The organism is Rhizobacter koreensis (assembly GCF_013366375.1).
GTDB lineage: Bacteria > Pseudomonadota > Gammaproteobacteria > Burkholderiales > Burkholderiaceae_C > Schlegelella_A > Schlegelella_A koreensis.
In genome coordinates, this window is sequence record NZ_JABWMJ010000011.1 from 35,205 (window position 1) to 60,758 (window position 25,554).

General features: G+C 70.2%; 26 protein-coding genes, 1 tRNA gene and 1 other RNA gene. 18 read left to right on the forward strand and 10 right to left on the reverse strand.

All coding sequences use genetic code 11. The annotated features are described in order from the left end of the window. Nucleotides 1–17: 17 nt before the first annotated feature. A complete protein-coding gene (locus tag HQN59_RS20275) occupies nt 18–563 on the forward strand; it encodes a rhodanese-like domain-containing protein (RefSeq protein ID WP_176070945.1) in 546 nt (181 codons plus the stop codon). Between the two features lie 27 nt (nt 564–590). On the opposite strand, the gene HQN59_RS20280 is transcribed toward HQN59_RS20275, so the two are convergent. The 10 genes from HQN59_RS20280 to HQN59_RS20325 all read right to left on the reverse strand — a co-directional run bounded on the left by HQN59_RS20280 (nt 591) and on the right by HQN59_RS20325 (nt 9,317). Continuing rightward, nucleotides 591–1,799 (reverse strand): BaiN/RdsA family NAD(P)/FAD-dependent oxidoreductase, encoded by a 1,209-nt coding sequence (locus tag HQN59_RS20280; RefSeq protein WP_176070946.1) that lies wholly within the window; start codon nt 1,797–1,799, stop codon nt 591–593. A 341-nt stretch (nt 1,800–2,140) separates the two neighbouring features. After that, nucleotides 2,141–3,094 (reverse strand): DNA-binding protein YbiB, encoded by a 954-nt coding sequence (gene ybiB, locus HQN59_RS20285; RefSeq protein WP_176070947.1) that lies wholly within the window; start codon nt 3,092–3,094, stop codon nt 2,141–2,143. A gap of 78 nt (nt 3,095–3,172) precedes the next feature. Beyond that, complete coding sequence (locus HQN59_RS20290; RefSeq protein ID WP_176070948.1) at nt 3,173–3,628, reverse strand: EVE domain-containing protein; 456 nt, start codon at nt 3,626–3,628, stop codon at nt 3,173–3,175. 21 nt (nt 3,629–3,649) lie between these two features. Beyond that, nucleotides 3,650–3,831, reverse strand: a non-coding RNA gene (ssrS, locus tag HQN59_RS20295) — 6S RNA. Nucleotides 3,832–3,915: 84 nt separating this feature from the next. Further along, nucleotides 3,916–4,260 carry a cell division protein ZapA gene (locus HQN59_RS20300; RefSeq protein ID WP_176070949.1) on the reverse strand — a complete coding sequence of 115 codons (345 nt, stop codon included), beginning with the start codon at nt 4,258–4,260 and terminating at the stop codon, nt 3,916–3,918. Next, the gene (locus HQN59_RS20305) at nt 4,257–4,490 is read right to left on the reverse strand and encodes a DUF904 domain-containing protein (RefSeq protein ID WP_176070950.1); all 234 of its coding nucleotides are present in this window, start codon (nt 4,488–4,490) and stop codon (nt 4,257–4,259) included. Before HQN59_RS20305 ends, HQN59_RS20300 begins: the two co-directional genes overlap by 4 nt. Nucleotides 4,491–4,856: 366 nt before the next feature. Further along, nucleotides 4,857–5,528, reverse strand: coding sequence for an endonuclease III (gene nth, locus HQN59_RS20310; RefSeq protein ID WP_176070951.1), 672 nt, complete (start codon nt 5,526–5,528; stop codon nt 4,857–4,859). An 89-nt stretch (nt 5,529–5,617) separates the two neighbouring features. Further along, the gene (gene rsxB / locus HQN59_RS20315) at nt 5,618–6,340 is read right to left on the reverse strand and encodes an electron transport complex subunit RsxB (protein WP_176070952.1); all 723 of its coding nucleotides are present in this window, start codon (nt 6,338–6,340) and stop codon (nt 5,618–5,620) included. A 61-nt stretch (nt 6,341–6,401) separates the two neighbouring features. Next, nucleotides 6,402–7,976: a polyhydroxyalkanoate depolymerase gene (locus HQN59_RS20320; protein WP_176070953.1), complete on the reverse strand. Its 1,575-nt coding sequence runs from the start codon at nt 7,974–7,976 to the stop codon at nt 6,402–6,404. A gap of 144 nt (nt 7,977–8,120) precedes the next feature. Beyond that, nucleotides 8,121–9,317: an amino acid aminotransferase gene (locus HQN59_RS20325; RefSeq protein ID WP_176070954.1), complete on the reverse strand. Its 1,197-nt coding sequence runs from the start codon at nt 9,315–9,317 to the stop codon at nt 8,121–8,123. Between the two features lie 158 nt (nt 9,318–9,475). Here HQN59_RS20325 and uvrB point away from each other — a divergent pair, with 158 nt between their 5' ends. The 17 genes from uvrB to HQN59_RS20410 all read left to right on the forward strand — a co-directional run bounded on the left by uvrB (nt 9,476) and on the right by HQN59_RS20410 (nt 25,554). Continuing rightward, nucleotides 9,476–11,596 (forward strand): excinuclease ABC subunit UvrB, encoded by a 2,121-nt coding sequence (gene uvrB, locus HQN59_RS20330; protein WP_176070955.1) that lies wholly within the window; start codon nt 9,476–9,478, stop codon nt 11,594–11,596. Nucleotides 11,597–11,980: 384 nt separating this feature from the next. Next, the gene (locus tag HQN59_RS20335) at nt 11,981–12,514 is read left to right on the forward strand and encodes a Fe-S cluster assembly transcription factor (protein ID WP_176070956.1); all 534 of its coding nucleotides are present in this window, start codon (nt 11,981–11,983) and stop codon (nt 12,512–12,514) included. 65 nt (nt 12,515–12,579) lie between these two features. After that, entirely contained in the window at nt 12,580–13,800 is a 1,221-nt protein-coding gene (locus HQN59_RS20340; RefSeq protein WP_176070957.1) for an IscS subfamily cysteine desulfurase, read from the forward strand. A gap of 102 nt (nt 13,801–13,902) precedes the next feature. Beyond that, complete coding sequence (gene iscU / locus HQN59_RS20345; protein ID WP_176070958.1) at nt 13,903–14,301, forward strand: Fe-S cluster assembly scaffold IscU; 399 nt, start codon at nt 13,903–13,905, stop codon at nt 14,299–14,301. Between the two features lies 1 nt (nt 14,302). After that, nucleotides 14,303–14,626 (forward strand): iron-sulfur cluster assembly protein IscA, encoded by a 324-nt coding sequence (gene iscA, locus HQN59_RS20350; protein ID WP_176070959.1) that lies wholly within the window; start codon nt 14,303–14,305, stop codon nt 14,624–14,626. 159 nt (nt 14,627–14,785) lie between these two features. Further along, nucleotides 14,786–15,304 (forward strand): Fe-S protein assembly co-chaperone HscB, encoded by a 519-nt coding sequence (hscB, locus tag HQN59_RS20355; RefSeq protein ID WP_176070960.1) that lies wholly within the window; start codon nt 14,786–14,788, stop codon nt 15,302–15,304. Between the two features lies 1 nt (nt 15,305). Continuing rightward, nucleotides 15,306–17,162, forward strand: coding sequence for a Fe-S protein assembly chaperone HscA (gene hscA, locus HQN59_RS20360; protein ID WP_176070961.1), 1,857 nt, complete (start codon nt 15,306–15,308; stop codon nt 17,160–17,162). 2 nt (nt 17,163–17,164) lie between these two features. Beyond that, a complete protein-coding gene (gene fdx, locus HQN59_RS20365) occupies nt 17,165–17,503 on the forward strand; it encodes an ISC system 2Fe-2S type ferredoxin (RefSeq protein WP_176070962.1) in 339 nt (112 codons plus the stop codon). A gap of 42 nt (nt 17,504–17,545) precedes the next feature. Continuing rightward, nucleotides 17,546–18,589, forward strand: coding sequence for a tRNA (adenosine(37)-N6)-threonylcarbamoyltransferase complex transferase subunit TsaD (gene tsaD / locus HQN59_RS20370; RefSeq protein WP_176070963.1), 1,044 nt, complete (start codon nt 17,546–17,548; stop codon nt 18,587–18,589). Between the two features lie 13 nt (nt 18,590–18,602). Next, nucleotides 18,603–19,817 carry a pyridoxal phosphate-dependent aminotransferase gene (locus HQN59_RS20375; RefSeq protein WP_176070964.1) on the forward strand — a complete coding sequence of 405 codons (1,215 nt, stop codon included), beginning with the start codon at nt 18,603–18,605 and terminating at the stop codon, nt 19,815–19,817. Nucleotides 19,818–19,966: 149 nt separating this feature from the next. After that, nucleotides 19,967–20,236: a 30S ribosomal protein S15 gene (gene rpsO, locus HQN59_RS20380; protein WP_176070965.1), complete on the forward strand. Its 270-nt coding sequence runs from the start codon at nt 19,967–19,969 to the stop codon at nt 20,234–20,236. Nucleotides 20,237–20,437: 201 nt separating this feature from the next. Then, nucleotides 20,438–22,567: a polyribonucleotide nucleotidyltransferase gene (gene pnp / locus HQN59_RS20385; RefSeq protein WP_176070966.1), complete on the forward strand. Its 2,130-nt coding sequence runs from the start codon at nt 20,438–20,440 to the stop codon at nt 22,565–22,567. A gap of 55 nt (nt 22,568–22,622) precedes the next feature. Further along, nucleotides 22,623–23,609, forward strand: a complete 987-nt coding sequence (locus HQN59_RS20390) for an NAD(P)H-quinone oxidoreductase (RefSeq protein WP_176070967.1) — start codon at nt 22,623–22,625, stop codon at nt 23,607–23,609. Then, complete coding sequence (gene tpiA, locus HQN59_RS20395) at nt 23,603–24,370, forward strand: triose-phosphate isomerase (RefSeq protein WP_176070968.1); 768 nt, start codon at nt 23,603–23,605, stop codon at nt 24,368–24,370. The genes HQN59_RS20390 and tpiA overlap by 7 nt, the downstream gene beginning before the upstream one ends. A gap of 53 nt (nt 24,371–24,423) precedes the next feature. Beyond that, a complete protein-coding gene (secG, locus tag HQN59_RS20400; RefSeq protein WP_176070969.1) occupies nt 24,424–24,888 on the forward strand; it encodes a preprotein translocase subunit SecG in 465 nt (154 codons plus the stop codon). A 130-nt stretch (nt 24,889–25,018) separates the two neighbouring features. Beyond that, nucleotides 25,019–25,103, forward strand: a tRNA-Leu gene (locus tag HQN59_RS20405). Nucleotides 25,104–25,194: 91 nt separating this feature from the next. Next, nucleotides 25,195–25,554: an NADH-quinone oxidoreductase subunit A gene (locus tag HQN59_RS20410; protein WP_176070970.1), complete on the forward strand. Its 360-nt coding sequence runs from the start codon at nt 25,195–25,197 to the stop codon at nt 25,552–25,554.

Genomic DNA, 25,554 nt, shown 5'->3' on the forward strand with positions numbered 1-25,554 from the left:
CGACCACGTCACCCAGCATGCCGCCGCCGAGCCCGCGTCAGCCGGACGCTGCGCGCAGCAGCAGCGCTGCGCCCGGCAACTACGACGAGGGGCAGGACTTCGGCGTGCGCCCGACCCCGCAGTTGCGCCCCAGCGACCAGCTCCACGCGCCGACGCCAACCGCGATACCCGGCGGTAAGGTGGTCGGCACGCGCCAGCTCGCGGCCTGGCTGCAGGGCGCCGAAGCACCGCTGCTGCTGCACGCGATCGGCAGCCCGGTGCACCTGCCCAAGGCCGTGGCCGCCGCGCCGGCGTCGCAGGGCGGCAGCTTCGACGATGCGGTGCAGCGCGAGTACGGCGCGTTTCTCGAGCAGAGCACGCGGGGCGACCGCGGACGTCTCATCGTCACCTACTGCCAGGGCGTGCAGTGCTGGGGCTCGTACAACGCGGCGCTGCGCGCGATCAGGCTCGGCTACACCAACGTGCACTGGTACCGCGGCGGCATGGAAGCGTGGCAGGCGGCGGGCTTGCCGCTCGGCGCCGCGACGCGGCGTTCGGCAGGGCCGGGACCGCCGCCGCGGTGAACGCGCTGCCCGGACGGCGCCTCGCCGTCAGCCCACCCGCCGCTCCAGCCCCCGCGCACACGCCGCCGCGCTCGCCCAGGCCCACTGGAAGTTGTAGCCGCCGAGCCAGCCGGTCACGTCGGCCACTTCGCCGATGAAGGCGAGGCCCGGCACCAGCTTGCTCCGCATGGTGCGCGAGTCGAGCTGGCGGGTGTCGACACCGCCCGAGGTGACCTCGGCCTTGCGGTAGCCCTCGGTGCCGTCGGGCACGAGTTCGAGGTGCTGCAGGCGGCGCGCCTCGCTCGCGAGGTCGCGATCGCGCCAGTCGGCGAGCGGGCGTTCGACGTGGGCGACGCCCGCGAGCAGCACCTCGGCAACGCGTCGCGGCAGGCGCTCGGCCAACACGCTCGCGAGCTTGCGGCGCGGCTCGTCCTGCTTCACCCGGCGCAACAAGGCCGCCAGGTCCTCGCCCGGCAGCAGGTCGATCGCGAGCGGCACCCCCGGGCGCCAGAACGTCGAGATCTGCAGCGCCGCCGGGCCGCTGAGGCCGCGGTGCGTGAACAGCAGGTCCTCGACGAAGCGGGCTTGGCCAGCGTCGGACTCGACGTGCACGTCGGCGGGAACCGCGACGCCCGCCAGGCCCGCATACGGTGCCCAGGCGTCGCCCTTGACGGTCAGTGGCACCAGCGCCGGGCGCGTGTCGACGATGCGGTGCCCGAACTGGCGCGCCAGCCGGTAGCCGATGTCGCTGGCGCCGATCTGCGGGATGGAGAGCCCGCCGGTGGCGACCACCGGCTGCGGGGCGGCGATGCTGCCGCGCTCGCTGTCGACCACGAAGCCGCCACTTTCGTGGCGTACGGCCTCGACGCGGCACGGCTGCCAGAGCTCGACGCCGCCGCGCCGGCATTCCTCGGCGAGCATGTCGATGATCTGCTGGCTCGAGCGGTCGCAGAACAGCTGCCCCTTGTGCTTCTCGTGCCAGGCGATGCGGTGGCGCTCGACCAGCGCGATGAAGTCCTGCGGCGTGTAGCGGGCGAGGGCCGAGCGGCAGAAGTCGGGGTTGGCCGAGGCGAAGTTCGCCGCGGAGACGTCGCGGTTCGTGAAGTTGCAGCGCCCGCCTCCGGAGATGCGGATCTTCTCGGCGAGCTTGGCCGCATGGTCGAGCAGCAGCACCGCGAGGCCGCGCTGGCCGGCCAGCGCGGCCGCGTGCAGGCCGGCCGCACCGGCTCCGATGACGACGGCGTCGAAGGTCAGCATCGCGCGGGGGACACAGGGCGCGAGGCAGGGTTGGGGTCGCGCTGCGCCAAAGCGCAGGCAAGGGAGCAAAGCGGGACCGGCATGCGCCGATGGTGCCAGCTCGCTCGGCCGGCAGCGTCGGGGCGCGCCGTACCGGTCGACGACGCAAGCCGTCCGCCGAGTCCGCTGCTCAGCTGTCGATTCGCGCGGCTTCCAGCGCGACCGTTTCGTGCCGCCTGGTGACGGAACCGCCTGCTCGGCGAGCCCTCGGCCGCATGCGTGCCAGGTGCAGCACCGTCAGCAGCCGTTCCGGCGGCGTGCGGCGGCGACCACCCTGTCGTGGCTGCCGGGACGGCCGGCGCTCAGGCGATGTGCTCGCGCACCGGCTGCGCCTGCATCGCGGCCAGCGCGCCGCGCAGGCACGCGACCTGCGCGAGCAGCGGCGGTGGTGCGGGCTTCTCGCCGCTCACCACCGACTGGATGTAGAGCGCGGTGGTCGGTGCGTCGATGCTGCGCGGCAGCAGCGGCATTTGCAGGAGCACGCCTTCCTGCGGCGCAACGCCGAGCTCCGGGCGCGGCTCGCCGCCGACGAACACGTCGATGCGCGGCGCGCGGCGCGGGTCGGCGACCGGCTCGCCCTCGGTGCCGCGCATCAGCGCGGCGTCGGCGCCGGCCTGCTGCAGGTAGTCGCGGAGCAGGTGCCCGTACTCGGGATGCGTGAAGTTGACGACGCGCAGGCTGCGCCCGGGTACACCGGGCGCGAGCAGCTTGCCGATGGTGTGCGCCGAGTTGCGCAGGCCCAGCACGCGGCGCACGTCGAGCAGGCGGGCGAGCGGCGGGCACAGGTGCTCGGTACGGATGAATGCCGGCTCGTGACGGGCCCAGGCGTCGTCGACCTGCGTGGCGTCGCTCGCGATCGGCAGTCCCAGGTCGCGGAACACTGCCGCCGTGGTCACGCGGCCGGCGTCTTCGGCGAGGCCGTGGACCAGCACCCGAATGCCTTCCTGCGCCAGCAGCAGGGCGAGCAGGGCGGTCAGGTTGGGCAGCTTGCGGGCACCGTTGTACGACGGCAGCACGATCGTCGGCTGCGAGGTGTCGATCGCGATGCAGCGCGCGTGCGTCGCGTCGAGAAAGCCCGCGAGCTCGTCGGCGCTCTCGCCCTTGATACGCATCGCGATCGCGAAGGCGCCGATCTCGAGGTCGCTGACGGTGCCGTCGAGCACGCGCTCCATCAGGTCGCGTGCCTGCGCCCGATCGAGCGAACGCGCACCTTCCTTGCCGCGACCGATTTCCCGTATGTAGTTGGCGATGCTCATGCTGGTCTCCGCAGCCAGCTTCGCAAATTCCGGGCCCGGACGGGCGATCGCGCGATGAGAGAGCGCGAGGGCGCCCTCTTAGAGCAGCGCGTTGACCGCCTGCCACTCGGCGTCGGTGAGCGGCGTGATCGAGAGCCGGTTGCCGCGCTTGAGGACGATCATCGACGCGAGCTCCGGCGTCTCGCGCATCTCGGCGAGCGTGAGCACGCGGGTCTTCCTGACGAGCTTCACGTCGACGTGATACCAGCGGGGATGTTCCGGCGTCGACTTGGCGTCGTGGTACTTGCTCGCGGGGTCGAACTGGCTCGCGTCCGGATAGGCCTCGCTCGCCACCTTCGCGAGGCCATAGACGCCGGGCACCGCGCACGACGAGTGGTAGAACAGCACGCCGTCGCCCACGCGCATGTCGTTGCGCATGAAGTTGCGGGCCTGGAAGTTGCGCACGCCGACCCAGGGAACGGTCTGATCGGGAGCGGCTGCGAGGTCGTCGATCGAGCACTCGTCGGGCTCGCTCTTCATCAGCCAGTGGCGCATCGGCAGGTGCGTTCGAAAGAGGGTGTCCGCCGCGGGACCGTGAGCCGCATTCCTGAACCCAGGGAGTTCAGGTGGGCGAGGTCAGCCTGGCTTCGGGTTCATCTGACGCGAGACGATCACACCAACCAGGCGATGTTCCAAGCCCTTGCTCTTTCGAGCATCGGTTCAAGGAAATATAAAGCTCACGCGAGCGCGACGGACCGGAGCGATTCTACGCAGCGGGGTCCCGCGGCACGTAGGACGGCGCCTCGCCGACCCGTCGCCGCGTGCGGTCTTGCTTGCGATCTCTACAGAAGCTGACCGTCGGCGCCGAGCGCGGCGTCGATGCGCCGCATCAGGCCGGCGACGTCGGTGCTCGCGCCGGCGCCCGTGCCGTCGCCGTCCGCTGCACTCGGTGCTGGCTGAGGCGCCGGCACCGGGGCCGCCGCCGAGCCGCGTTCGGCGAGCGCGAACGCGAGGTTGAGCGCGGCGAGCACGGCGATGCGCTCGCGCGCCTTGACCTTGCCGCCGTCCCGGATGGCACTCATCTCGCGATCGACGGTGCCGACCGCCTCGAGCAGCGAGGCCTCGCCGCCGTCGGGGCAGCCGAGCAGATAGCTCTGCCCCATGATCGTGACTTCCACCTGCTTCACGGCGTTTCCCGCTGGGCGGCCGATGCATCGGCCGCTGGCGTGTCGCGCGGCAGCCGCTCGAGCAGCACGTCGATGCGCGCGCGCGCCGCGTTCAGGCGCGAGCGCAGGTTGTCGCGTTCGCCGGTGAGGGCGGCCACCTGCTCGCGCAGCAGCGCATTGGTGCGCGACAGCTCGTCGTGACGCAGCAGCAGCCGCTCGACGCGCTCGGCGAGTTCATCGATCTGGGACATCGGCACGCGGGCGTTGAGGGGTGGCCGATTGTAGGTGGCGCCCCGGCGCCGCCTGCAGTTGCCGGGTTGGTGCCCGTGACGGTGTTCATGCGCCACCGTCGAACGCGAAGCACGAGGAGCGTCGCCGCGGCTTCGCGGCCGACGAGCTCGCCACGGTGCTGCGCGGACCGGCGTCGAGCGTCCACGGCGCCGCCGCGGGCGGCGGCTGGGTTCGACACCTGACTGCCCCGCTGGGACGCGGCTTCGGCACACGAAGCAGGACACGATTTCTCGGTGCGGGGCGCGACCTGCTGAGTTGCTGCACGATCGGCCTCGCCGCGGCCCGTGGGAAGGCGTTTGCCGGCGGCGGGGCCACCGCAGCACGCGTCAGCCCGCCGGCACCTCCACCGGCCGCCGCCGCGTGCCGCGCAGCTCGCGCGGCGCCGAGTCGCAAAAGCGCGCCACCGCGCACTGTTCGCAGAGCGGGCGCCGTGCCTGGCAGACGTAGCGGCCGTGCAGGATGAGCCAGTGGTGCGCGTGCAGCCGGTACTCGATCGGCACCCGCGCGAGGAGGCCCATCTCGACGTCGAGCGGCGTCGCACCCGGCGCGAGCCCGGTGCGGTTGCTGACCCGAAAGATGTGCGTGTCGACCGCGATCGTCGGCTCGCCGAACGCGACGTTGAGCACCACGTTCGCGGTCTTGCGGCCGACCCCCGGCAGCGCCTCGAGCGCCTCCCGCGAGCGCGGTACCTTTCCGCCGTGCTGCTCGACGAGCAGGCGGCAGGTCTCGAGCAGGTTCTTCGCCTTGGTGCGGAAGAGCCCGATCGTCTTGATGTGGTCCATCACCCGGTCGAGGCCGACCGCGAGCATGCGCGCCGGCGTCGGCGCGATCGGGAACAGGTCGCGCGTCACCTTGTTGACGCTGCGGTCGGTCGCCTGCGCCGACAGCAGCACCGCCGCGAGCAGCTCGAACACGCTCGTGTATTCGAGCTCGGACGTCGGGTGCGGGTTGGCCGCCTGCAGGGTGGCGAAGAACGGGGCGATGTCGGCGCGTTTCATCGGCGTCGATTGTCGCGGCTGAGCGTCTGTCGCCTGCGACGGCCGCCCTCGTCACGACGGTGGCCGCTCGCGGCATGACCGCCGCCGTGTCAGGTTCTTCGCGCGCGGCGGGCCGCTTCGAGCGCGGCGGCGACGAGGGCGCGCTTGCGCTCGGCACCGAGCTCGAGGGCCGCTGTCGTGCCGGTACGGGCCGCGTCGGCCACGGTGTCCGCCGCCTCGAGCGCCGGGTCGTCGACCGGCACGTCACCGCCGCGCCGCCGGTGCGCCGCATAGCGGGCGCGTGCCTGGTCGGCCTGCGCCGAGCTCCATGCTGCCCACCCGGTTGTCGCCGTCACCGGCTCGAGGCCGATGCAGTCGACCGGGCACACCGGGACGCAGAGCTCGCAGCCGGTGCAGTCGGTGTCGACCACGGTGTGCATCTGCTTGGCGGCGCCAACGATCGCGTCGACCGGGCACGCCCTGAGGCAGAGCGCGCAGCCGATGCACCACGACTCGTCGATGACCGCGAGCAGACGCGGGCCCTCGACGCCGTGGGTCGGGTCGAGCGGCAAGGGGTCGACGCGCAGGTGCCGAGCCAGCCGCGCGACGCCCTCCGCGCCGCCCGGCGGACAGCGGTTGAACGGTGCCTTGCCGCGCGCAATCGCCTCGGCGTAGCTGCGGCAGTCGGGGTAGCCGCAGCGCGTGCACTGCGTCTGGGGAAGCAGGGCGTCGATCGCGTCGACGGCGGCGGGCGACGGCGCGTCGGCGGCGGTGACATCGAGCCGCGTGTCCACGTTCGCGGCGGACGTGGCGCCGCCGGCCGATGTGCGCATGGCGCCTCCTGCATCCGGCGCGCCGGCGCGCTGGCCGGGGCTCATCGGCGGCTGCGGGCGCTCAGGCCGCGCCGCGTCGCGTGCCGCGCACGCGCTTGGCCGGCGCTGCCGCCGCGGGCTGGTCGCCGGCCTTCGCGGGCTTGGCGCTGCTCGACGAATCCACCGATGGGGTGGACTCGACGGCGGCGAGCCCTGGGTTCGGCGATGCATCGACCGCTGCGGCCGAGGTCGGCAGCAGGCCATCCGGCGCGGTCGCCGGGCCGGCTTCGCGCAGCCCGTCGGGCACCTGCGGCGGCGGGGTGTAGCCGTCGGCGCTCGAGCGCACCTTGCGGGCGCGCCCGGGCACGCCGGCGGTGCCGCCGCCCGGCACCAGCGTCGCCGTCTCGGCCGCGGCCGACGGATGGTGGTTGGCAATGAAGTCGCGGATCTGCGGGTAGACCTTCTCGCGCCATCGCCGACCCGAGAAGATGCCGTAGTGACCCGCCCCCGCGGCGTCGTAGCTGAAGCGGCGCGATTCCGGAATCGACGTGCACAGCGAGTGCGCCGAGTGGGTCTGGCCGGCGCCCGAGATGTCGTCGAGCTCGCCTTCGATCGTCAGCAGCGCGCTCGTGGTGATGTCCTGCGGGCGCACGCGCTGGCCGCGCACGTCCCAGGTGCCGTTGACGAGCGCGAAGTCCTGGAACACGGTCTTGATCGTGTCGAGGTAGTACTCGGCCGGCATGTCGAGCACGGCGTTGTACTCGTCGTAGAAGCCGCGGTGGAAGTCGGCGCTGTCGTCGTCGCCGCGCACCAGGTCGAGGAAGTAGTCGTAGTGCGACTTCAGGTGGCGATCCGGGTTCATCGCGATGAAGCCGGCGTGCTGCAGGAAGCCCGGGTACACGCGGCGTCCATCGCCGGGGTAGTTGACCGGCACCCGGTGGATCACGTTGTTCTCGAACCAGGCCAGGCTCTTGTTGGTGGCGAGGTTGTTGACCGCGGTCGGGCTCTTGCGGGCGTCGATCGGGCCGCCCATCATCGTCATGGTCGGGGGCGTCGGCTCGCCAGCGGTCGCCATCAGCGAGATCGCCGCCAGCACCGGCACCGTGGGCTGGCAGACCGAGATCACGTTGACGTCGGGGCCGATGAAGCGGATGAACTCCTGCACGTACTCGACGTAGTCGTCGAGGTGGAACGGCCCCGCCTCGACCGGCACCATGCGCGCGTCGGTCCAGTCGGTGACGAACACCTTGTGGTCCTTCAGCAGCTCGCGCACCGTCTCGCGCAGCAGCGTCGCGTGGTGGCCGGAGAGCGGTGCCACCACCAGCACCGTCGGCTGGTTCTTGAGGATCGTCAGGGTCTCGGGGTCGTCGCTGAAGCGCTTGAAGCGGAGCAGCCGGCAGAACGGCTTCTCGAGCGCGACCTGCTCGTGCACCGCGATATCGGCGTCGCCGCGGCGGATGGTGCGGATGCCGAACTCGGGCTTTTCATAGTCCTTGGCGAGCCGGTGCACCAGCTCGAAGCTGGCCGACACACGATGCGCGAGCGGCGTGTGCGCGAACGGCGAGAGCGGGTGGTTGTAGAGCTTCGACGACGCGCTGGCGAATTCCGAGAACGGACTCAGCAACGCGCGCTGCGCTTCGTACAGCTGATACAGCATGGGCAGTCCTGTTCAGTCGGTTGCGCACCCGGGAGGGCGCGGAACGCAGGGATCATGAGGTTTGGTGCGGCGCAACATTGTAGAAACAGCAAGCGCCGTGCCGCTCGACCGTCGGTCGATGCGCGGCAGCCCAAGTGGGGCTGCTCAAGCCACCTTCACCATCGCCGCCACCACGGCGTCGATGTTGCCTTCATTAAGGGCGGCGACGCAGATGCGCCCCGAGTCGACGCCGTAGACGCCGAACTCGTCGCGCAGGCGTTGCATTTGCGCGGCGTTCAGCCCCGAGTAGCTGAACATGCCGCGCTGGCGCGTGATGAAGCTCGTGTCCATCGTGCTGCCGGCCGCCTGCAGGCGCTCGGCGAGCATGGCGCGCATCTTCTTGATGCGGCCGCGCATGCCGGCGAGCTCGTCCTCCCAGAGCGCACGCAGTTCGGGGCTGGTGAGCACGTTGGTGACGATCTGCGCACCGTGGGTCGGCGGGTTCGAGTAATTGGTGCGCACCACGCGCTTGAGCTGGCTCAGCACGCGGCCGGCTTCTTCCTTCGATTCGCAGACGACGCTGAGCGCGCCGACGCGCTCGCCGTAGAGCGAAAAGCTCTTCGAGAAGCTCGTCGAGACGAAGAAGCCCACGCCCGCCTCGAGGAAGCGATGCACCGCGGCCCCGTCCTCGGCGATGCCGTCGCCGAAGCCCTGGTACGCCATGTCGATGAACGCCACCAGATTGCGAGACTGCACCGCCGCCACGACACGGTCCCAGTCGGCGGGCAGGAGGTCGCAGCCGGTCGGGTTGTGGCAGCACGCGTGCAGCACGACGATGGTGCCGGGGGCGGCCTGCTCGAGGGCGCCGACCATGCCGTCGACGTCGACGCCGCGCGTCGCCGGGTCGTAGTAGGGATAGCTCGAAACGACGAAGCCGGCCGACTCGAAGAGGGCGCGGTGGTTCTCCCAGCTCGGCGAGCTGATCAGCACCTTCGCCTCGGGGTTCATGCGGTGCAGCAGGTCGGCGCCGATCTTGAGCGCGCCGGTGCCGCCGAGCGCCTGCACGGTGGCGATGCGGCCGTCGCGCACCGCCGCGCTGTCGCCGAACACCAGCTTCTGCACCGCGGCGTCGTACGCGGCGATGCCGTCGATCGGCAGGTAGTTGCGCGCCTTGGGCGCCTCGGCCATCGCCTGCTCGGCCTGCTGCACGCAGCGCAGCAGCGGCAGCTTGCCGTTCTCGTCGAAGTAGACGCCGACGCCGAGGTTGACCTTGGCCGGGTTGGGGTCGGCGTTGAACTGTTCGTTGAGCCCCAGGATGGGGTCGCGCGGGGCGAGTTCGACGGCGGCAAAGAGCGAGGACATGGAACGATCCCTTGTGGATGGGGTGGAGCGGCGCCACATGCGGGGTCTGCCGGGCGCGGCGGGCGGCGCGGTGAAGCCAGGGTCGGCCCCCGTGGCGGCGTTTCGGCTACCCTGCCGGGTTGGCTGCGCAAAGCCGAGTCCTCGATTTTAGGTTGCTCATGTCCGAACTGTCCGAACTCGCCCCTGCCGACACCCCGAGCGCCGAGCGCGCGGGCGAATTCGTCACGTACCCCGGTTCGCCGTTCCAGCTCTGGAAACCCTACGAGCCGGCGGGGGACCAGCCCGAGGCGATCGCCCAGCTCGTCGAGGGCGTGCAGGACGGCCTCAGCTTCCAGACCCTGCTCGGCGTGACCGGCTCGGGCAAGACCTTCACGATGGCCAACGTCATCGCGCAGATCGGCCGGCCGGCGATCGTGTTCGCGCCGAACAAGACGCTCGCCGCGCAGCTGTACAGCGAGTTCCGCGAGTTCTTCCCGAAGAACGCCGTCGAGTACTTCGTCAGCTACTACGACTACTACCAGCCCGAGGCGTACGTCCCGCAGCGCGACCTCTTCATCGAGAAGGACTCGGCGATCAACGAGCACATCGAGCAGATGCGGCTCTCGGCGACCAAGAGCGTGCTGGAGCGGCGCGACGTCGTGATCGTGGCGTCGGTGAGCGCGATCTACGGCATCGGCGCGCCCGAGGACTACACCGAGATGCGGATGATCGTGCGGGTCGGCGACAAGCTCGGCCAGCGCGACGCGATCGCCCACCTGATCCGCATGCAGTACACGCGCAACGAGGTCGACTTCTCGCGCGGCACGTTCCGCGTGCGCGGCGACACGATCGACGTGTTCCCGGCCGAGCACAGCGAGCTCGCGATCCGCATCGAGCTGTTCGACGACGAGGTCGAGTCGCTGCAGCTGTTCGACCCGCTCACCGGTCGCATCCGGCAGAAGATCCCGCGCTTCGTCATCTACCCGGCGACGCACTACGCGACCCCACGTGGCCGCATCGTGTCGGCGATCGACACCATCAAGGAAGAGCTGCGCGAGCGCCTGGCCGAGCTGGTCGGCGCCGGCAAGCTCGTCGAGGCGCAGCGCCTCGAGCAGCGCACCCGCTTCGACCTCGAGATGCTGCAGGAGATCGGCCACTGCAAGGGCATCGAGAACTACACCCGGCATCTGTCGCAGTCGGCGCCGGGGCAGCCGCCGGCGACGCTGGTGGACTACTTGCCGAAGGACGCGCTGATGTTCCTCGACGAGAGCCACGTCATGATCGGCCAGCTCGGCGCCATGTACAACGGCGACCGCAACCGCAAGATGACGCTGGTCGACTACGGGTTCCGGCTGCCTTCGGCGCTCGACAACCGGCCGCTCAAGTTCGAGGAGTTCGAGGCCAAGATGCGGCAGGCGATCTTCGTCTCCGCCACGCCCGCCGACTACGAGAAGCAGCACGCCGGTCAGGTGGTCGAGCAGCTCGTCCGCCCCACCGGCCTCATCGACCCCGTGGTCGAAGTGCGCCCGGCCAAGAACCAGGTCGACGACGTGCTGCAGGAGATCCACGACCGCGTCGCGATCAACGAGCGCGTGCTGATCACGACGCTCACCAAGCGCATGGCCGAGCAGCTGACGGACTACCTCTCGGACAACGGGGTCAAGGTGCGCTACCTGCACAGCGACATCGAGACCGTGGAGCGGGTCGAGATCCTGCGCGACCTGCGCCTCGGAACCTTCGACGTGCTGGTCGGCATCAACCTGCTGCGCGAGGGCCTGGACATCCCCGAGGTGTCGCTGGTGGCGATCCTCGACGCCGACAAGGAAGGGTTCCTGCGCTCGGAACGCAGCCTGATCCAGACCATCGGCCGGGCGGCGCGCAACCTCAACGGCATGGCCATTCTCTACGCCGACCAGGTCACCGATTCGATGCGGCGCGCGCTCGACGAGACCGAGCGACGCCGCACCAAGCAGATCGCGCACAACCTGGCCGAAGGCATTACGCCGCGCAGCGTGAACAAGCGCATCAAGGAGATGATCGACGGCGTCTACAGCGCGCGCGGCGCCAAGGACGACCTGCGCTCGGCGACGCACGCGGCCGCGGTCGAGCAGATGAACGAGAAGGACCTCGGCAAGCGCATCAAGCAGCTCGAGCGCGAGATGCTCGAGCACGCCAAGAACCTCGAGTTCGAGAAGGCGGCGCGCACCCGCGACCAGCTCGCGCTGCTGCGCGAGCAGGCGTTCGGCGCGCCCGGCAGCGACAACGTGGTGGCGATCCAGCGCGGCGTCGGCGCCGGCTGAGGTCGGAGCGCTTGGAGCGCCCGGCGCTCGCGCCGGTGCAGGCTGCGCCCGGCGCTTCGGCCGAGGAGCGGCTGGCCCGCCGCAGTCCGCCCGGCGACGGCCGACGTGAATCGCGCCGCTGCCGCGGCTGGCGCTTGATCCTTGCGCGACCGCCCCGACATGCATCGAACGGCGTCGCGGAGGGTCTCGCCGGCAGCGATCCGCGAACGCGAAGCTTTGTAAATGCGGCGCGACCCTTCTGCCGACAGGGAACTTCCGGCGGCAATCTCTACCAAAACACTCGGCTTCGGGTATACTCGACTAAATCGGTCGGGATTGCTCCGGAGCCGGCCGCCAACGAGCGGTGCCGGGCTTCGGCCTTTCCGATTCTGAAGAGGAGTTGTTATGCGTTTGACCACCAAGGGCCGTTTTGCGGTCACCGCGATGATCGATCTGGCGCTTCGTGAGCATTCCGGCCCTGTGGCGCTGGCGGCGATCAGCGCACGCCAACAGATCTCGCTGTCGTACCTCGAGCAGCTGTTCGGCAAGCTGCGCCGCCACGAGCTCGTCGAGAGCACCCGGGGCCCGGGCGGCGGGTACTCGCTCGGCCGCCGGTCCGAGGACATCACTGTCGCCGACATCATCGTCGCGGTCGACGAGCCGATCGACGCGACCGGGTGCGCCGGCAAGGAAAACTGCATGGGCGACGACGCCGGCCGCTGCATGACGCACGACCTCTGGGCGAGCCTCAACTCGAAGATGATCGAGTTCCTCGACTCGGTGTCGCTGAAGAAGCTCGTCGACGACCAGCTCGCCAAGGGCGTGTCGATCGAGGAGCAGCCGGTCAAGCGTGCGATCTCGACGCAGCCGGTCGTCAAGCCGATCAAGGTGACGGCACCGAATTCGGTGTTCGCCCTCGGCGCCAGCTTCTCGAAGTAACGAAATCGGCGGCCTGCGGGCCGCCGCTCGCGCTCGCTGTTCGATTCGACGTTTCCGCTTTCCCGATGGACACCACCCCGCATTTCCCGATCTACCTCGACTACGGCGCGACCACGCCGGTCGATCAGCGTGTAGTCGACGCGATGATTCCGTGGCTGCGCGAGCACTTCGGCAACCCCGCGTCGCGCAGCCATGCCTGGGGTTGGGAGGCCGAGGCCGCGGTCGAGAAGGCGCGGGAGCAGGTCGCGTCGCTGATCGGCGCCGACCCGCGCGAGATCGTCTGGACCTCGGGCGCCACCGAGTCGAACAACCTCGCGCTCAAGGGCGCGGCGCAGTTCTACAAGACGCGCGGCAAGCACCTGATCACGGTCAAGACCGAGCACAAGGCGGTGCTCGACCCGATGCGGGAGCTCGAGCGGCAGGGCTTCGACGTGACCTACCTCGATGTCGAGCCGGACGGCTTGCTCGACCTCGAGAAGCTCAAGGCGGCGCTGCGCCCGGACACGATCCTCGTCTCGGTGATGTTCGTCAACAACGAGATCGGCGTGATCCAGGACATTCCGACCATCGGTGCGCTGTGCCGCGAGCGCGGGATCATATTCCACGTCGACGCCGCGCAGGCGACCGGCAAGATCGCGATTGATCTCAGGACGCTGCCGGTCGACCTGATGAGCCTGGCGTCGCACAAGACGTACGGTCCGAAGGGCATCGGCGCGCTCTACGTGCGGCGCAAGCCCCGGGTTCGCATCGAGGCGCAGATGCACGGTGGCGGACACGAGCGCGGCATGCGCTCGGGAACGCTCCCCACGCACCAGATCGTCGGCATGGGCGAGGCGTATCGCATCGCGCAGGAAGAGATGGGCAGCGAGGTCGACCGCGTGTGGATGCTGCACCGGCGCCTGGTCGAGGGCCTCTCGGACATCGAGCAGGTCTTCCTCAACGGCCACCCCGAGAAGCGCGTTCCGCACAACGTGAACATGTCGTTCAACTACGTCGAGGGCGAGTCGCTGATCATGGGCGTCAAGGGCATCGCGGTCTCGTCGGGTTCGGCGTGCACGTCGGCGAGCCTCGAGCCGAGCTACGTGCTGCGCGCACTCGGCCGCAGCGACGAACTCGCGCATTCGAGCCTGCGCATGACGATCGGCCGCTTCACGACCGCCGAGGACATCGACTACGTCGTCTCCACGCTGAAGACGCAGGTCGCCAAGCTGCGCGATCTGTCGCCGCTCTGGGACATGTACAAGGAAGGCATCGATCTCAGCACCATCCAGTGGGCAGCGCACTGATGAACACGCTTTCCACGCTCGCCGGATCGGCTGCCACGGCGGCAGCGCGCGGCCGCATCGTGCGGCGCGCCCGGGCGGGCCACGCCACTCAGGAGATTTGACATGGCATACAGCGAAAAAGTCGTCGAGCATTACGAGAATCCGCGCAACGTCGGCTCGTTCGAGAAGGGCGACGAGACGGTCGGCACCGGCATGGTCGGCGCGCCGGCGTGCGGCGACGTGATGAAGCTGCAGATCAAGGTGAATCCGGCCACGGGGCTGATCGAGGACGCCAAGTTCAAGACCTACGGCTGCGGCTCGGCCATCGCGTCGAGCTCGCTGGTCACCGAGTGGGTCAAGGGCAAGTCGCTCGACGAGGCGCTCTCGATCAAGAACACGCAGATCGCGCAGGAGCTGGCGCTGCCGCCGGTCAAGATCCACTGCTCGATCCTCGCCGAGGACGCGATCAAGGCGGCGGTCGACGACTACCGGGCCAAGAAGGCGGAGCCCGCGGCGCACTGACATGGCGGTAACGTTGACCGAAGCGGCTGCCCGGCATGTCGCGCGCTATCTCGGCCGCCGCGGCAAGGGCGTCGGCGTGCGCCTGGGCGTGAAGACCACCGGCTGCTCGGGTCTGGCCTACAAGCTCGAGTACGCCGACGAGGCCGCGCCCGAGGACGTGGTGTTCGAGGAGCACGGCGTTAAGGTGCTGGTCGATCCCAAGAGCCTGCCGTATCTGGATGGAACCCAGCTCGACTTCGTCCGCGAAGGGCTGAACGAGGGCTTCAAGTTCCACAACCCGCGCGAAAAGGATCGCTGCGGCTGCGGCGAGTCGTTCCGCGTCTAGCCGCCCGGCGCAGTGCCGCCGCCGGCACGACGAGTGCTGGCATCGATGACGAGTTCGGGTCCGTGCAGCCGCGTACGCGTGCAGCCGACCCGCGCGCTGCTGCGTGCTCCACGTCCCTACCGTACGCGGCGACTTCCGAAGCGCCCTGCGCGACAACCGATGAACCTGGACAGCGACGATTTCGAGCTCTTCGGCGTGCCCAAGCGCTTCGCGCAGGACCGCGAGGTGCTCGACCGGCGCCGCCGCGAGCTGCAGGCGCAGGTCCATCCCGACCGCTTCGCGCGCGCGGGCGCCGCCGGGCAGCGCGTCGCCACGCAATGGGCGGTGCGCGTCAACGAGGCGTACACGCGCCTTTCGGACCCGGTGCGCCGCGCAAGCTACCTCTGCGAGCTGAACGGCGCGCCGGTCGACGCCGAGCGCAACACCGCGATGCCGCCCGACTTCCTGGTGCGCCAGCTCGAGTGGCGCGAAGCGCTCGACGACGCCGACACGCGCGAGGCGATCGACGCGATCGCGCGTGAGGTCGCCGCCGAGCGCGCCGATCTGCTGGCGCGCATCGGCGCCGCGCTCGACACCGCGCACGACTATCCGGCGGCGAGCCGCTCGGTGCGCGCGCTGATGTTCGTCGACCGCTTCGCCGACGACGTGCAGCGACGCGCCGACCGCATCGAGGCCTGACGTGGCACTGCTCCAGATTTCCGAGCCGGGCGCGAGCCCCGACCCGCACCAACGTCGCCACGTGGTCGGCATCGACCTCGGCACCACGCATTCGCTGGTCGCCGCGGTGCGTCACGGGATTGCCGAGTGCCTGCCGGACGAGGCGGGCCGCGTGATCCTGCCGTCGGCGGTGCGCTATCTGCCGGGCGGCCGCACGTTGATCGGCCATGCCGCGCTCGCCGACGCGGCGGCCGACCCTCGCAACACCATCGTGTCGGTCAAGCGGATGATGGGCCGCGGCCTCGCCGACATCGGGGGCGGCAGCGCTCTTCCGTACGAGTTCGTCGACGCCCCCGGCATGCTGCAGCTGCGCACCGTGGCGGGCGTCAAGTCGCCGATCGAGGTCTCGGCCGAGATCCTCGCGACGCTGCGCCAGCGCGCCGAGGACACCTTCGACGATGAGCTGTTCGGCGCGGTGATCACGGTGCCGGCGTACTTCGACGACGCGCAGCGCCAGGCCACCAAGGACGCCGCCCAGCTGGCTGGCATCCACGTGCTGCGCCTGATCAGCGAGCCCACCGCCGCGGCGGTCGCGTACGGCCTCGACAACGCCTCGAAGGGCCTCTACGTCGTCTACGACCTCGGTGGCGGCACCTTCGACGTCTCGCTGTTGCGCCTGACGGAAGGCGTGTTCGAGGTCGTGGCGACCGGCGGCGACTCGGCCCTCGGCGGTGACGACATCGACGCTGCGCTCGCGGCCTGGGCGCTCGAGCGCGCCGGCCTTGCCGCCGAGCAGCCTGCCGACCGGCGTGCCGTGCTGGTCGCCGCGCGTCACGCGAAGGAAAAGCTGACGGGCGCCGAGCACGCCACGGTGGCATGCCCGCTCGCCAGCGGAGACCTTTCGGTTCACCTGTCGCGTGCCGACCTCGAGGCCGTCGCGCGGCCGTTCATCGAGCGCACGATCGCTGCGGCGCGCCAGGTGCTGCGCGACGCGCGCGTCGGCGTCGACGCGATCGACGGCGTGGTGCTGGTCGGCGGCTCGACGCGCATGCCGGCGGTGCAGCACGCGGTTGCGCGCTTCTTCGGCAAGCCGCCGCTCGTCAACCTCGACCCGGATCAGGTGGTCGCCCTCGGCGCGGCGATCCAGGCCGAGTCGTTGGCGGGCAACGCGGGTGCCGAGGAGCTGCTGCTGCTCGACGTGATCCCGCTCTCGCTCGGGCTCGAGACGATGGGGGGGCTCGTCGAACGCATCATCCCGCGCAACAGCACGATTCCGACCGCGCGCGCGCAGGACTTCACCACTTACCAGGACGGTCAGACCGCGCTCGCGGTGCACGTCGTGCAGGGCGAGCGCGAACTCGTCAGCGACTGCCGCTCGCTCGCGCGCTTCGAGCTGCGCGGCATTCCGCCGATGCCGGCGGGGGCCGCGCGCATCCGCGTCAGCTTCGAGGTCGACGCCGACGGGCTGCTCAGCGTCACGGCACGCGAGCAGACGTCGGGCGTCGAGGCGTCCGTGACCGTCAAGCCGAGCTATGGCCTGTCGGACGACGAGATCGCGCGCATGCTGAGCGAGAGCTTCAGCACCGCCGAATCCGACATGCTCGAGCGGAGCCTGCGCGAAGCGCGCGTCGATGCCGACCGCATGGTGCTGGCGACGCGCTCGGCGCTCGAGGCCGACGCCGACCTGCTGAGCGACGCCGAGCGGGCCCCGATCGACGCGCTCGTCGAGCGGGTGCGCGCCGCCAGCGCCTCGGACGACCGCGATGCCATCAACGCCGCGGTCGACGTGCTTGCCGAAGGCACCGAGGCCTTCGCCGCGGCGCGCATGAACCGCGGCATCCAGCGCGCGCTCGCCGGGCGCCGCATCGAGGACGTCTGACGATGCCGGTGATCAAGGTTCTTCCACACGCCGAGTACTGCCCCGAGGGCACGACGATCTCGGCGCCGGCCGGCACGTCGATCTGCGAGGCGCTGCTCGAGAACGACATCCCGATCGAGCACGCCTGCGAGCTGAGCTGCGCGTGCACCACCTGCCACGTCGTCGTGCGCGAGGGCTACGAATCGCTCGGCGAACTCGACGAGAGCGAGGAAGACCTGCTCGATCGCGCATGGGGGCTCGAGCCGACCTCGCGCCTGTCGTGCCAGGCCATCCTGGCGCAGCGCGACGTCACGATCGAGATCCCGAAGTACACGATCAACCACGCGCGCGAGAAGAACTGAAGTGAACTCGCGCAGCAAGTCGACAGCGGCCGAGCCCGTCCGATGAAGGTGCTCGGGATCGAGTCGTCGTGTGACGAGACCGGCGTCGCGCTGGTCGAGGCTGCGGAGTCCGGCACGCCACGCCTGCTCGCGCAGGCGCTGCACACGCAGATCGACATGCACCAGGCCTACGGCGGCGTGGTGCCCGAGCTGGCGTCGCGCGACCACATTCGGCGCGTGGTCCCGCTCGCCCGTCAGGTGCTCGGCGAGGCCGGCGCGACGCTCGCCGATGTCGACGTGGTCGCGTTCACGCGCGGGCCGGGGCTCGCGGGCGCGTTGCTGGTCGGCGCCGGCGTCGCCTGCTCGCTGGCGGCCGCGCTCGGCCGGCCGGCATACGGCGTGCACCACCTCGAAGGCCACCTGCTGTCGCCCTTTCTCTCGAGCGATCCGCCCGCGTTCCCGTTCGTCGCGCTGCTCGTCTCGGGCGGCCACACGCAGCTGCTGCGCGTCGACGGCGTCGGCCGCTACGCGCTGCTCGGCGAGACCATCGACGACGCGGCCGGCGAGGCGTTCGACAAGTCCGCCCAGCTGCTCGGCCTCGGCTACCCCGGCGGGCCGGCGCTGGCGCGCCTCGCGACCTTCGGCGACCCCACCGTGTTCACGCTGCCGCGCCCGTTGCTGCACAGCGCCAACCTCGACTTCTCGTTCGCCGGGCTCAAGACCGCGGTACGCCAGCAGGCGCTCAAGCTCGGTCCCAACGTGTGCGAGCAGGATCGCGCCCACCTTGCCGCGGCGACCGAGCGCGCGATCGTCGACGTGCTGGTGCACAAGTCGATCGCCGCGCTGCGCCGGACCGGCCTCGACCGGCTCGTCGTCGCGGGCGGTGTGAGCGCCAATCTCACGCTGCGCGAACTGCTCGGCGCTGCCGCCGCGAGGCGCGGCGTCCGCGTGCACTACCCGGAACCGGCGCTCTGCACCGACAACGGCGCGATGATCGCGCTCGCCGCGGCGATGCGACTCCAGCACGAGCCGCTCGGCGCCGGTGACGGCTACGCCTTCGACGTGAAACCGCGCTGGCCGCTCGCCACCGAGCCGGTCGCTGCCTGAGGAGTCAGTCGCTTTGCATGCCGCCATCGAACAACTGCCCGGATCGCTGATCCGCGAGGTCGCCGATGCCGCTCGGGGCCGGCCCGACGTGCTGGCGTTCTGGTTCGGCGAGAGCGACGAACCGACGCCCGGCTTCATCCGCGACGCCGCGGTCCGTTCGCTCGATGCCGGCGAGACCTTCTACGCGCACAACCTCGGGCTCGCCGAGCTGCGCGAGGCGATCGCCGGCTACACCAGCAGCCTGCACCGGCCGGTCGGCGCCGAGCGGATCGCGGTCACCTCGTCGGGCGTGAACGCGCTGATGCTGGCGATGCAGGCGCTCGTCGGCGCGGGGGACGAGGTCGCCGCGGTGGTGCCGGTGTGGCCCAACCTCACCGCGCAGCCGGCGATCCTCGGTGCCAGCGTCGTGCGAATCTCTCTCGATGCCGTCGACGGCTGGCGCCTCGACCTCGACCGCCTGCGTCGCACGGTCACCACGCGCACCCGCGCTCTCGTGGTCAACGCGCCGAACAATCCGACCGGCTGGACCCTCGGCCGCGACGAGCAGCGCGCCATCCTCGAGCACTGCCGGGCGACCGGTACCTGGATCCTCGCCGACGAGGTGTACGAGCGGCTGTACTTCGGCCGGGGCGAGGCGGGCGCCGACGCTGGCGACGGCTCGGCGGCGGGCGAGGGCGGCCGCGACGAAGGTGCGCCCCTTTCGGCCCCGAGCTTTCTCGACATCGCGGAGCCCGAGGATCGCCTGATCGTGGCGCACAGCTTCTCCAAGAGCTTCCTGATGACCGGCTGGCGGCTCGGCTGGTTGGTCGCGCCGGCCCAGCTGGTGCCCGCGCTCGGCAAGCTGATCGAGTTCAACACCTCCTGCGCGCCGGTCTTCGTGCAGCGCGCCGGCTTGGCCGCGCTCGCGGAGGCGGACCGCTTCGTGCCGGGTCTCGTCGAGCACCTCAGGCGCTGCCGCGACACGCTGCTGCCGCGCCTCGCTGCACTGCCGGGAATCAGCGCCGCCACGCCGGCCGGCGGCATGTACGCCTTCTTCCGCATCGACGGCTCCGACGACTCGCTCGCGCTTGCCAAGCGTCTGGTCGCCGAAGCCAGGCTCGGCCTCGCACCGGGCCGCGCGTTCGGCCCGGAGGGCGAGGGCTGGCTGCGCTGGTGCTTCGCCTCGCGCGACCCGCAGCGGCTGGTCGACGGGGTCGACCGCCTCGCGGCTTTCCTGCAGAGCCGCTAGCGTTCTATAATCGCGGGCTTGTCGGCTCTCGGGCCGGCATGTCACGCACGGCGCGGGTCGGTTTCACCCGCGTTCGCAAGTCAACACCGGAAACCGACGCAAGGCCAGCGAAGTCGTGGCCGGGCTCGGTTCCACCTCGAGGAAACGAGATGCCCGCCACCACCGAACGCAAGGCCGAGATCGTCCAGGCGCACGCCCGCAGTGCCGCCGACACCGGCTCCACCGAAGTCCAGGTCGCCCTGCTGACCGACCGCATCAACGAGCTCACGCCGCACTTCAAGACCCACTTGAAGGACCACCACGGCCGCCGCGGCCTGCTGAAGATGGTCAACCGCCGCAAGAGCCTGCTCGCCTACCTGCGGGCCAAGGACGCCGATCGCTACACCGCGCTGATCCAGAAGCTGGGTCTGCGGAAGTAAGGTCATCACGCGCGCGACACCGGCCCGGGCCACGCCCGGGCCCTGCTTGCGCACAAGGAACCGGGCCGCCTGGCGAGGCCGTGTCATTCCAGAGACGTTCAGCGCGCTGAGCGGCCCTGGAATGGCATGTCGCCGCGGGGTTCTTCGTTCCGGGTCCGAGCGCCACCCGTAAGGCGCCGACACCAACCGGAGATGCACCAAATGAGCATGTTCAACAAAGTCACCAAGACCTTCCAGTGGGGCCGGCACACGGTCACGCTCGAGACCGGCGAGATCGCTCGTCAGGCGAGCGGCGCCGTCATCGTGAGCGTTGAGGACACCGTCGTCCTCGCCACCGTGGTCGCTGCCAAGAACCCGAAGCCGGGTCAGGACTTCTTCCCGCTCACCGTCGACTACATCGAGAAGACCTACGCCGCCGGCAAGATTCCGGGCAGCTTCTTTAAGCGCGAAGGCCGCCCGAGCGAGCTCGAGACGCTGACCTCGCGCCTCATCGACCGGCCGCTTCGCCCGCTGTTCCCCGAAGGCTTCTACAACGAGGTCCAGGTCGTCATCCACGTGCTGTCGCTGAACCCCGAGGTGTCGGCCGACATCCCGGCGATGATCGGTGCGAGCGCGGCACTGGCGATCTCGGGCATTCCGTTCAACGGCCCGATCGGCGCCGCACGCGTCGGCTACGTCGACGGCCAGTACGTGCTGAACCCCGGCAAGACCGAGCTGCTCGACTCGAAGATGGACCTCATCGTCGCCGGCACCGAAGCCGCGGTGCTGATGGTCGAGAGCGAGGCCCAGCAGCTCAGCGAGGAGATCATGCTCGGCGGCGTCGTGTTCGGCCACGAGCAGGGCAACGTCGCGATCAACGCGATCCACGAACTCGTGCGCGACGCCGGCAAGCCCGTCTGGGACTGGAGCGCCGAAGCCAAGGACGAGGCGTTCAACGCGAAGATCGCCGCGCTGGCCGAGCAGCCGCTGCGCGAGGCCTACCAGATCCGTTCGAAGCAGTCGCGTACGCAGGCGACCCGTGCGGTCACCGCGTCGACGATCGCGGCGCTGCAGGGCGAGGGCGTCGAGTTCGACAAGGTGGGCGTCGAGAACGTCCTGTTCGAGCTCGAGGCGAAGATCGTGCGCAGCCAGATCCTGGCCGGCGAGCCGCGCATCGACGGCCGCGACACGCGCACCGTGCGCCCGATCGAGATCCGCACCAGCCTGCTGCCGCGGGTTCATGGCTCGGCGCTCTTCACGCGCGGCGAGACGCAGGCGCTGGTCGCCGCGACGCTTGGTACCGATCGGGACTCGCAGCGCATCGACGCGCTGGCGGGCGAGTTCACCGAGCACTTCATGCTCCACTACAACATGCCGCCGTTCGCGACCGGCGAGACCGGCCGGGTCGGCAGCCCCAAGCGCCGCGAGATCGGCCACGGGCGCCTCGCCAAGCGGGCGCTGGTGGCGGTGCTGCCGGACCGCGGCGAGTTCCCCTACTCGATGCGCGTGGTCTCGGAGATCACCGAATCGAACGGCTCGTCGTCGATGGCCTCCGTCTGCGGCGGCTGCCTCGCCCTCATGGACGCGGGCGTTCCGCTCAAGGCGCACGTCGCGGGCATCGCGATGGGCCTCATCAAGGACGGCAACCGTTTCGCCGTGCTGACCGACATCCTGGGTGACGAGGATCACCTCGGCGACATGGACTTCAAGGTGGCGGGCACCAACGCCGGCATCACCGCCCTGCAGATGGACATCAAGATCCAGGGCATCACCAAGGAGATCATGCAGGTCGCGTTGGCGCAGGCCAAGGAAGCGCGTCTGCACATCCTCGGCAAGATGCAGGAAGCGGTCGGCGGCGCCAAGGCCGACGTGTCGCAGTTCGCCCCGCGCCTCTATACCATGAAGATCAACCCGGAGAAGATCCGCGACGTGATCGGCAAGGGTGGCGCGACGATCCGTGCGCTGACCGAGGAGACCGGCTGCACGATTGACATCGGCGAGGACGGCACGATCACCATTGCGTCGACCGACGGCGAGAAGGCCGAGCACGCCAAGAAGCGGATCGCCGAGATCACGGCCGAGGTCGAGGTGGGCAAGGTCTACGAAGGCCCCATCACCAAGATCCTCGACTTTGGTGCGCTCGTCAACCTGCTCCCCGGCAAGGACGGCCTGCTGCACATCAGCCAGATCGCGCACCAGCGCGTCGAGAAGGTCACCGACTTCCTGAGCGAAGGCCAGGTCGTCCGCGTCAAGGTGCTCGAGACCGACGAGAAGGGCCGCGTCAAGCTGTCGATGAAGGCGCTGCTCGAGCGCGAGCACGCGCCGCGCGAGCCGCAGCCGTCGGTCGACTGAAGACGCCCCCGCCGTTCCGGCGCGAGCCGGTGCCGCGTCGGCAACAGGAGCGCCCATGAAGGCCATCGAGATCAGCAGTCACGGCGCGCCCGACGTGCTGCGCCTCGTCGAGCGTCCGGACCCGGTCGCGGGTGAGGGCGAGGCGCTCATCCGCGTCGCCGCGGCCGGGGTGAACCGCCCCGATGTGCTGCAGCGCAAGGGCCACTATCCGGTGCCGCCAGGCGCCTCGGACCTGCCCGGCCTCGAGGTCGCCGGCGAGATCGTCGCCGGCGATGCCGGTGCGCTCGCGGCGGCGGGCCTCAAAGTTGGCGATCGCGTCTGCGCGCTCGTCGCCGGCGGCGGCTACGCCGAGCTCTGCGTCGCCCCGGTCGGCCAGTGCCTGCCCGTGCCGGCGGCTTTTTCGGACGTCGAAGCGGCGAGCCTGCCGGAGACCTTCTTCACCGTCTGGTCGAACGTGTTCGACCGCGCTCACCTGGCGCGCGGCGAGACGCTGCTGATCCACGGCGGCAGCAGCGGCATCGGTGTCACGGCGATCCAGATGGCGAAGGCGTTCGGCGCCACCGTCATCGTGACGGTCGGCTCCGACGAGAAGGCCGAAGCCTGCCGCGCACTCGGCGCCGACCACGCCATCAACTACCGCACCAGCGCGTTCGAGACCGAGGTGCTGCGCATCACCGAGGATCGCGGCTGCGACGTCGTCCTCGACATGGTGGCCGGCAGCTACATCGCGCGCGACCTCAAGTGCCTCGCAGCCGACGGTCGCATCTCGATCATCGCGGTCCAGGGCGGCACGAACGCCGAGATCGACGCGGGTGCGGTGCTGCGGCGCCGTCTCACCATCACGGGCTCGACGCTCAGGCCGCGCCCGGTTGCGTTCAAGGCGGCGATCGCGGCCGCGCTGCGCCAGCACGTCTGGCCGGCGCTCGACGCCGGTCTCATCAAGCCGGTCGTCCACCAGGTCTTCCCCGCCGCCGAGGCGGCCAAGGCGCACGAACTCATGGAATCGAACCGTCACATCGGCAAGCTGGTGCTGGCATGGTGAGCGCAGGCATCGCCGAGAGCGGGCGCCGCGGCCTCGTCATCGGTAACTGGAAGATGAACGGCAGCCGGGTTGCCAACCTCGACCTGCTGACGGCGTTGAAGGAACGCGGCCCCTGGGTCGCCGAGGTGGCGGTCTGCGTGCCGACGCCTTACCTTGCCGACGTCGCGCTGTCGCTGCAGGGCAGCGGCATCGCCTGGGGTGCACAGGACTGCTCGCGCCACGAGTCGGGCGCGTTCACGGGCGAGGTGTCGGCGCCGATGCTTGCCGAGTTCGGCTGCCGCTACGTGCTGGTGGGCCACTCCGAGCGCCGTCAATACCACCGCGAGAGCGACAACGACGTTGCCGACAAGGCGAAGATCGCGCTCGCGCACCGTCTCACGCCGGTCGTCTGCGTCGGCGAGACGCTCGCCGAGCGCGAGGCCGGCGCCACCGAGGCGGTGGTCAAGCGCCAGCTGTCGGCGGTTATCCACGGCGTCGGCCACTGCATCGCGCAGATCGTCGTCGCCTACGAACCGGTCTGGGCGATCGGCACCGGCCGCACCGCGAGCCCCGAAGAGGCGCAGGCGGTGCACGCGCTGCTGCGCGGCCAGCTCGCCGCGGCTACGGTCCACGCGCGCGACATGCGCATCCTTTACGGCGGCAGCGTCAAGGCCGACAACGCCGCCGCGCTGTTCGCCCAGCCCGACATCGACGGCGGGCTGGTCGGCGGCGCCGCGCTCGACGCGCAGGGCTTTTCCGCGATCTGCCGCGCCGCCACCTGAGCCCACGAACGCGCGACGTCGCGCGTTCTCCCTTTTCCTCCGGAGTCTGACGAATGAACGTGTTGTGGAACCTGGTGCTGATGCTGCAGATCGCTGCTGCGCTGGCGATGATCGGTCTGGTGCTGATCCAGCACGGCAAGGGCGCCGACATGGGCGCGTCGTTCGGCAGCGGGGCGTCCGGAAGCCTGTTCGGCGCCACCGGCAGCGCCAACTTCCTGTCGCGCTCGACGGCGGTGTGCGCGGCGGTGTTCTTCGCCTGCACGCTGGCCCTGGCGTACACCTCGAACGACCGCAGCCGGCCGCGCACCGGCAGCATTCTCGAGCGCCCGGCAATCGGTCTGTCGGCCAGCGCTCCGGCAAGCGGTGCGGCGCAGGTTCCGGGCGCGGCCAGCGCGCCGAGCGCGCTGCCGCCGGCAAGCGCGTCGGCAGCAGCGGTGCCGGCGGCGCCGGCTGCGTCGGCAGCGCCTGCGCAGGTGGCGCCCGCAGCGTCGGGCGCCGGCGCGGTTCCGCAGCGCTAGCGACCGAAGGAGCTGCGGCCAAGGCGCTGCAGCGAGCCTCGCAACCTGAAACCGCTTGGGTTTCGAGCTAGAATGCGAGCTTGTCCGGAGAGCAAATCCTCACGCAATCCGGTCACGTGAGTCGATGACCGCCGACGTGGTGAAATTGGTAGACACGCTATCTTGAGGGGGTAGTGGCGAAAGCTGTGCGAGTTCGAGTCTCGCCGTCGGCACCAGTCAATGGTTCGTTGCCTTCCATGCGCGACGAGCCGCGTTTCCAGCAATACCCGAAGAGCCCCAACGCGTGGCCAGCGACCACGCCTCACCATGAATCTGGAACCCTACCTCCCCGTCATCCTGTTCATCATGGTCGGTGTGGCGGTCGGTGTGGCGCCACAGGTGATGGGCTTTCTGCTCGGGCCCCGCAAGCCGGACCAGGCGAAGAACTCGCCGTACGAATGCGGTTTCGAAGCGTTCGAGGACGCGCGCATGAAGTTCGACGTGCGCTACTACCTCGTCGCCATCCTGTTCATCCTGTTCGACCTGGAAATCGCGTTCCTGTTTCCGTGGGCGGTGTCGCTGCGCGAAATCGGAGCCGTCGGCTTCTGGGCGATGATGATCTTCCTCGGCATCCTCGTGGTCGGCTTCGCCTACGAATGGAAGAAGGGCGCGCTCGATTGGGAATGA

What these genes read in the sequence shown, in the direction of transcription:
- nth (WP_176070951.1), bottom strand. Translation starts at nt 5,528, where the DNA reads ATGAAACGCGCCGACATCGCCCCGTTCTTCGCCACCCTGCAGGCGGCC.
- HQN59_RS20390 (WP_176070967.1), top strand. Translation starts at nt 22,623, where the DNA reads ATGAAGGCCATCGAGATCAGCAGTCACGGCGCGCCCGACGTGCTGCGC.
- ybiB (WP_176070947.1), bottom strand. Translation starts at nt 3,094, where the DNA reads ATGAGCATCGCCAACTACATACGGGAAATCGGTCGCGGCAAGGAAGGT.
- iscA (WP_176070959.1), top strand. Translation starts at nt 14,303, where the DNA reads ATGGCGGTAACGTTGACCGAAGCGGCTGCCCGGCATGTCGCGCGCTAT.
- fdx (WP_176070962.1), top strand. Translation starts at nt 17,165, where the DNA reads ATGCCGGTGATCAAGGTTCTTCCACACGCCGAGTACTGCCCCGAGGGC.
- rsxB (WP_176070952.1), bottom strand. Translation starts at nt 6,340, where the DNA reads ATGCGCACATCGGCCGGCGGCGCCACGTCCGCCGCGAACGTGGACACG.
- HQN59_RS20410 (WP_176070970.1), top strand. Translation starts at nt 25,195, where the DNA reads ATGAATCTGGAACCCTACCTCCCCGTCATCCTGTTCATCATGGTCGGT.
- HQN59_RS20335 (WP_176070956.1), top strand. Translation starts at nt 11,981, where the DNA reads ATGCGTTTGACCACCAAGGGCCGTTTTGCGGTCACCGCGATGATCGAT.
- tpiA (WP_176070968.1), top strand. Translation starts at nt 23,603, where the DNA reads ATGGTGAGCGCAGGCATCGCCGAGAGCGGGCGCCGCGGCCTCGTCATC.
- rpsO (WP_176070965.1), top strand. Translation starts at nt 19,967, where the DNA reads ATGCCCGCCACCACCGAACGCAAGGCCGAGATCGTCCAGGCGCACGCC.
- HQN59_RS20325 (WP_176070954.1), bottom strand. Translation starts at nt 9,317, where the DNA reads ATGTCCTCGCTCTTTGCCGCCGTCGAACTCGCCCCGCGCGACCCCATC.
- uvrB (WP_176070955.1), top strand. Translation starts at nt 9,476, where the DNA reads ATGTCCGAACTGTCCGAACTCGCCCCTGCCGACACCCCGAGCGCCGAG.
- secG (WP_176070969.1), top strand. Translation starts at nt 24,424, where the DNA reads ATGAACGTGTTGTGGAACCTGGTGCTGATGCTGCAGATCGCTGCTGCG.
- iscU (WP_176070958.1), top strand. Translation starts at nt 13,903, where the DNA reads ATGGCATACAGCGAAAAAGTCGTCGAGCATTACGAGAATCCGCGCAAC.
- tsaD (WP_176070963.1), top strand. Translation starts at nt 17,546, where the DNA reads ATGAAGGTGCTCGGGATCGAGTCGTCGTGTGACGAGACCGGCGTCGCG.
- HQN59_RS20280 (WP_176070946.1), bottom strand. Translation starts at nt 1,799, where the DNA reads ATGCTGACCTTCGACGCCGTCGTCATCGGAGCCGGTGCGGCCGGCCTG.
- HQN59_RS20320 (WP_176070953.1), bottom strand. Translation starts at nt 7,976, where the DNA reads ATGCTGTATCAGCTGTACGAAGCGCAGCGCGCGTTGCTGAGTCCGTTC.
- HQN59_RS20305 (WP_176070950.1), bottom strand. Translation starts at nt 4,490, where the DNA reads ATGTCCCAGATCGATGAACTCGCCGAGCGCGTCGAGCGGCTGCTGCTG.
- hscB (WP_176070960.1), top strand. Translation starts at nt 14,786, where the DNA reads ATGAACCTGGACAGCGACGATTTCGAGCTCTTCGGCGTGCCCAAGCGC.
- HQN59_RS20275 (WP_176070945.1), top strand. Translation starts at nt 18, where the DNA reads ATGCCGCCGCCGAGCCCGCGTCAGCCGGACGCTGCGCGCAGCAGCAGC.
- HQN59_RS20340 (WP_176070957.1), top strand. Translation starts at nt 12,580, where the DNA reads ATGGACACCACCCCGCATTTCCCGATCTACCTCGACTACGGCGCGACC.
- HQN59_RS20290 (WP_176070948.1), bottom strand. Translation starts at nt 3,628, where the DNA reads ATGCGCCACTGGCTGATGAAGAGCGAGCCCGACGAGTGCTCGATCGAC.
- pnp (WP_176070966.1), top strand. Translation starts at nt 20,438, where the DNA reads ATGAGCATGTTCAACAAAGTCACCAAGACCTTCCAGTGGGGCCGGCAC.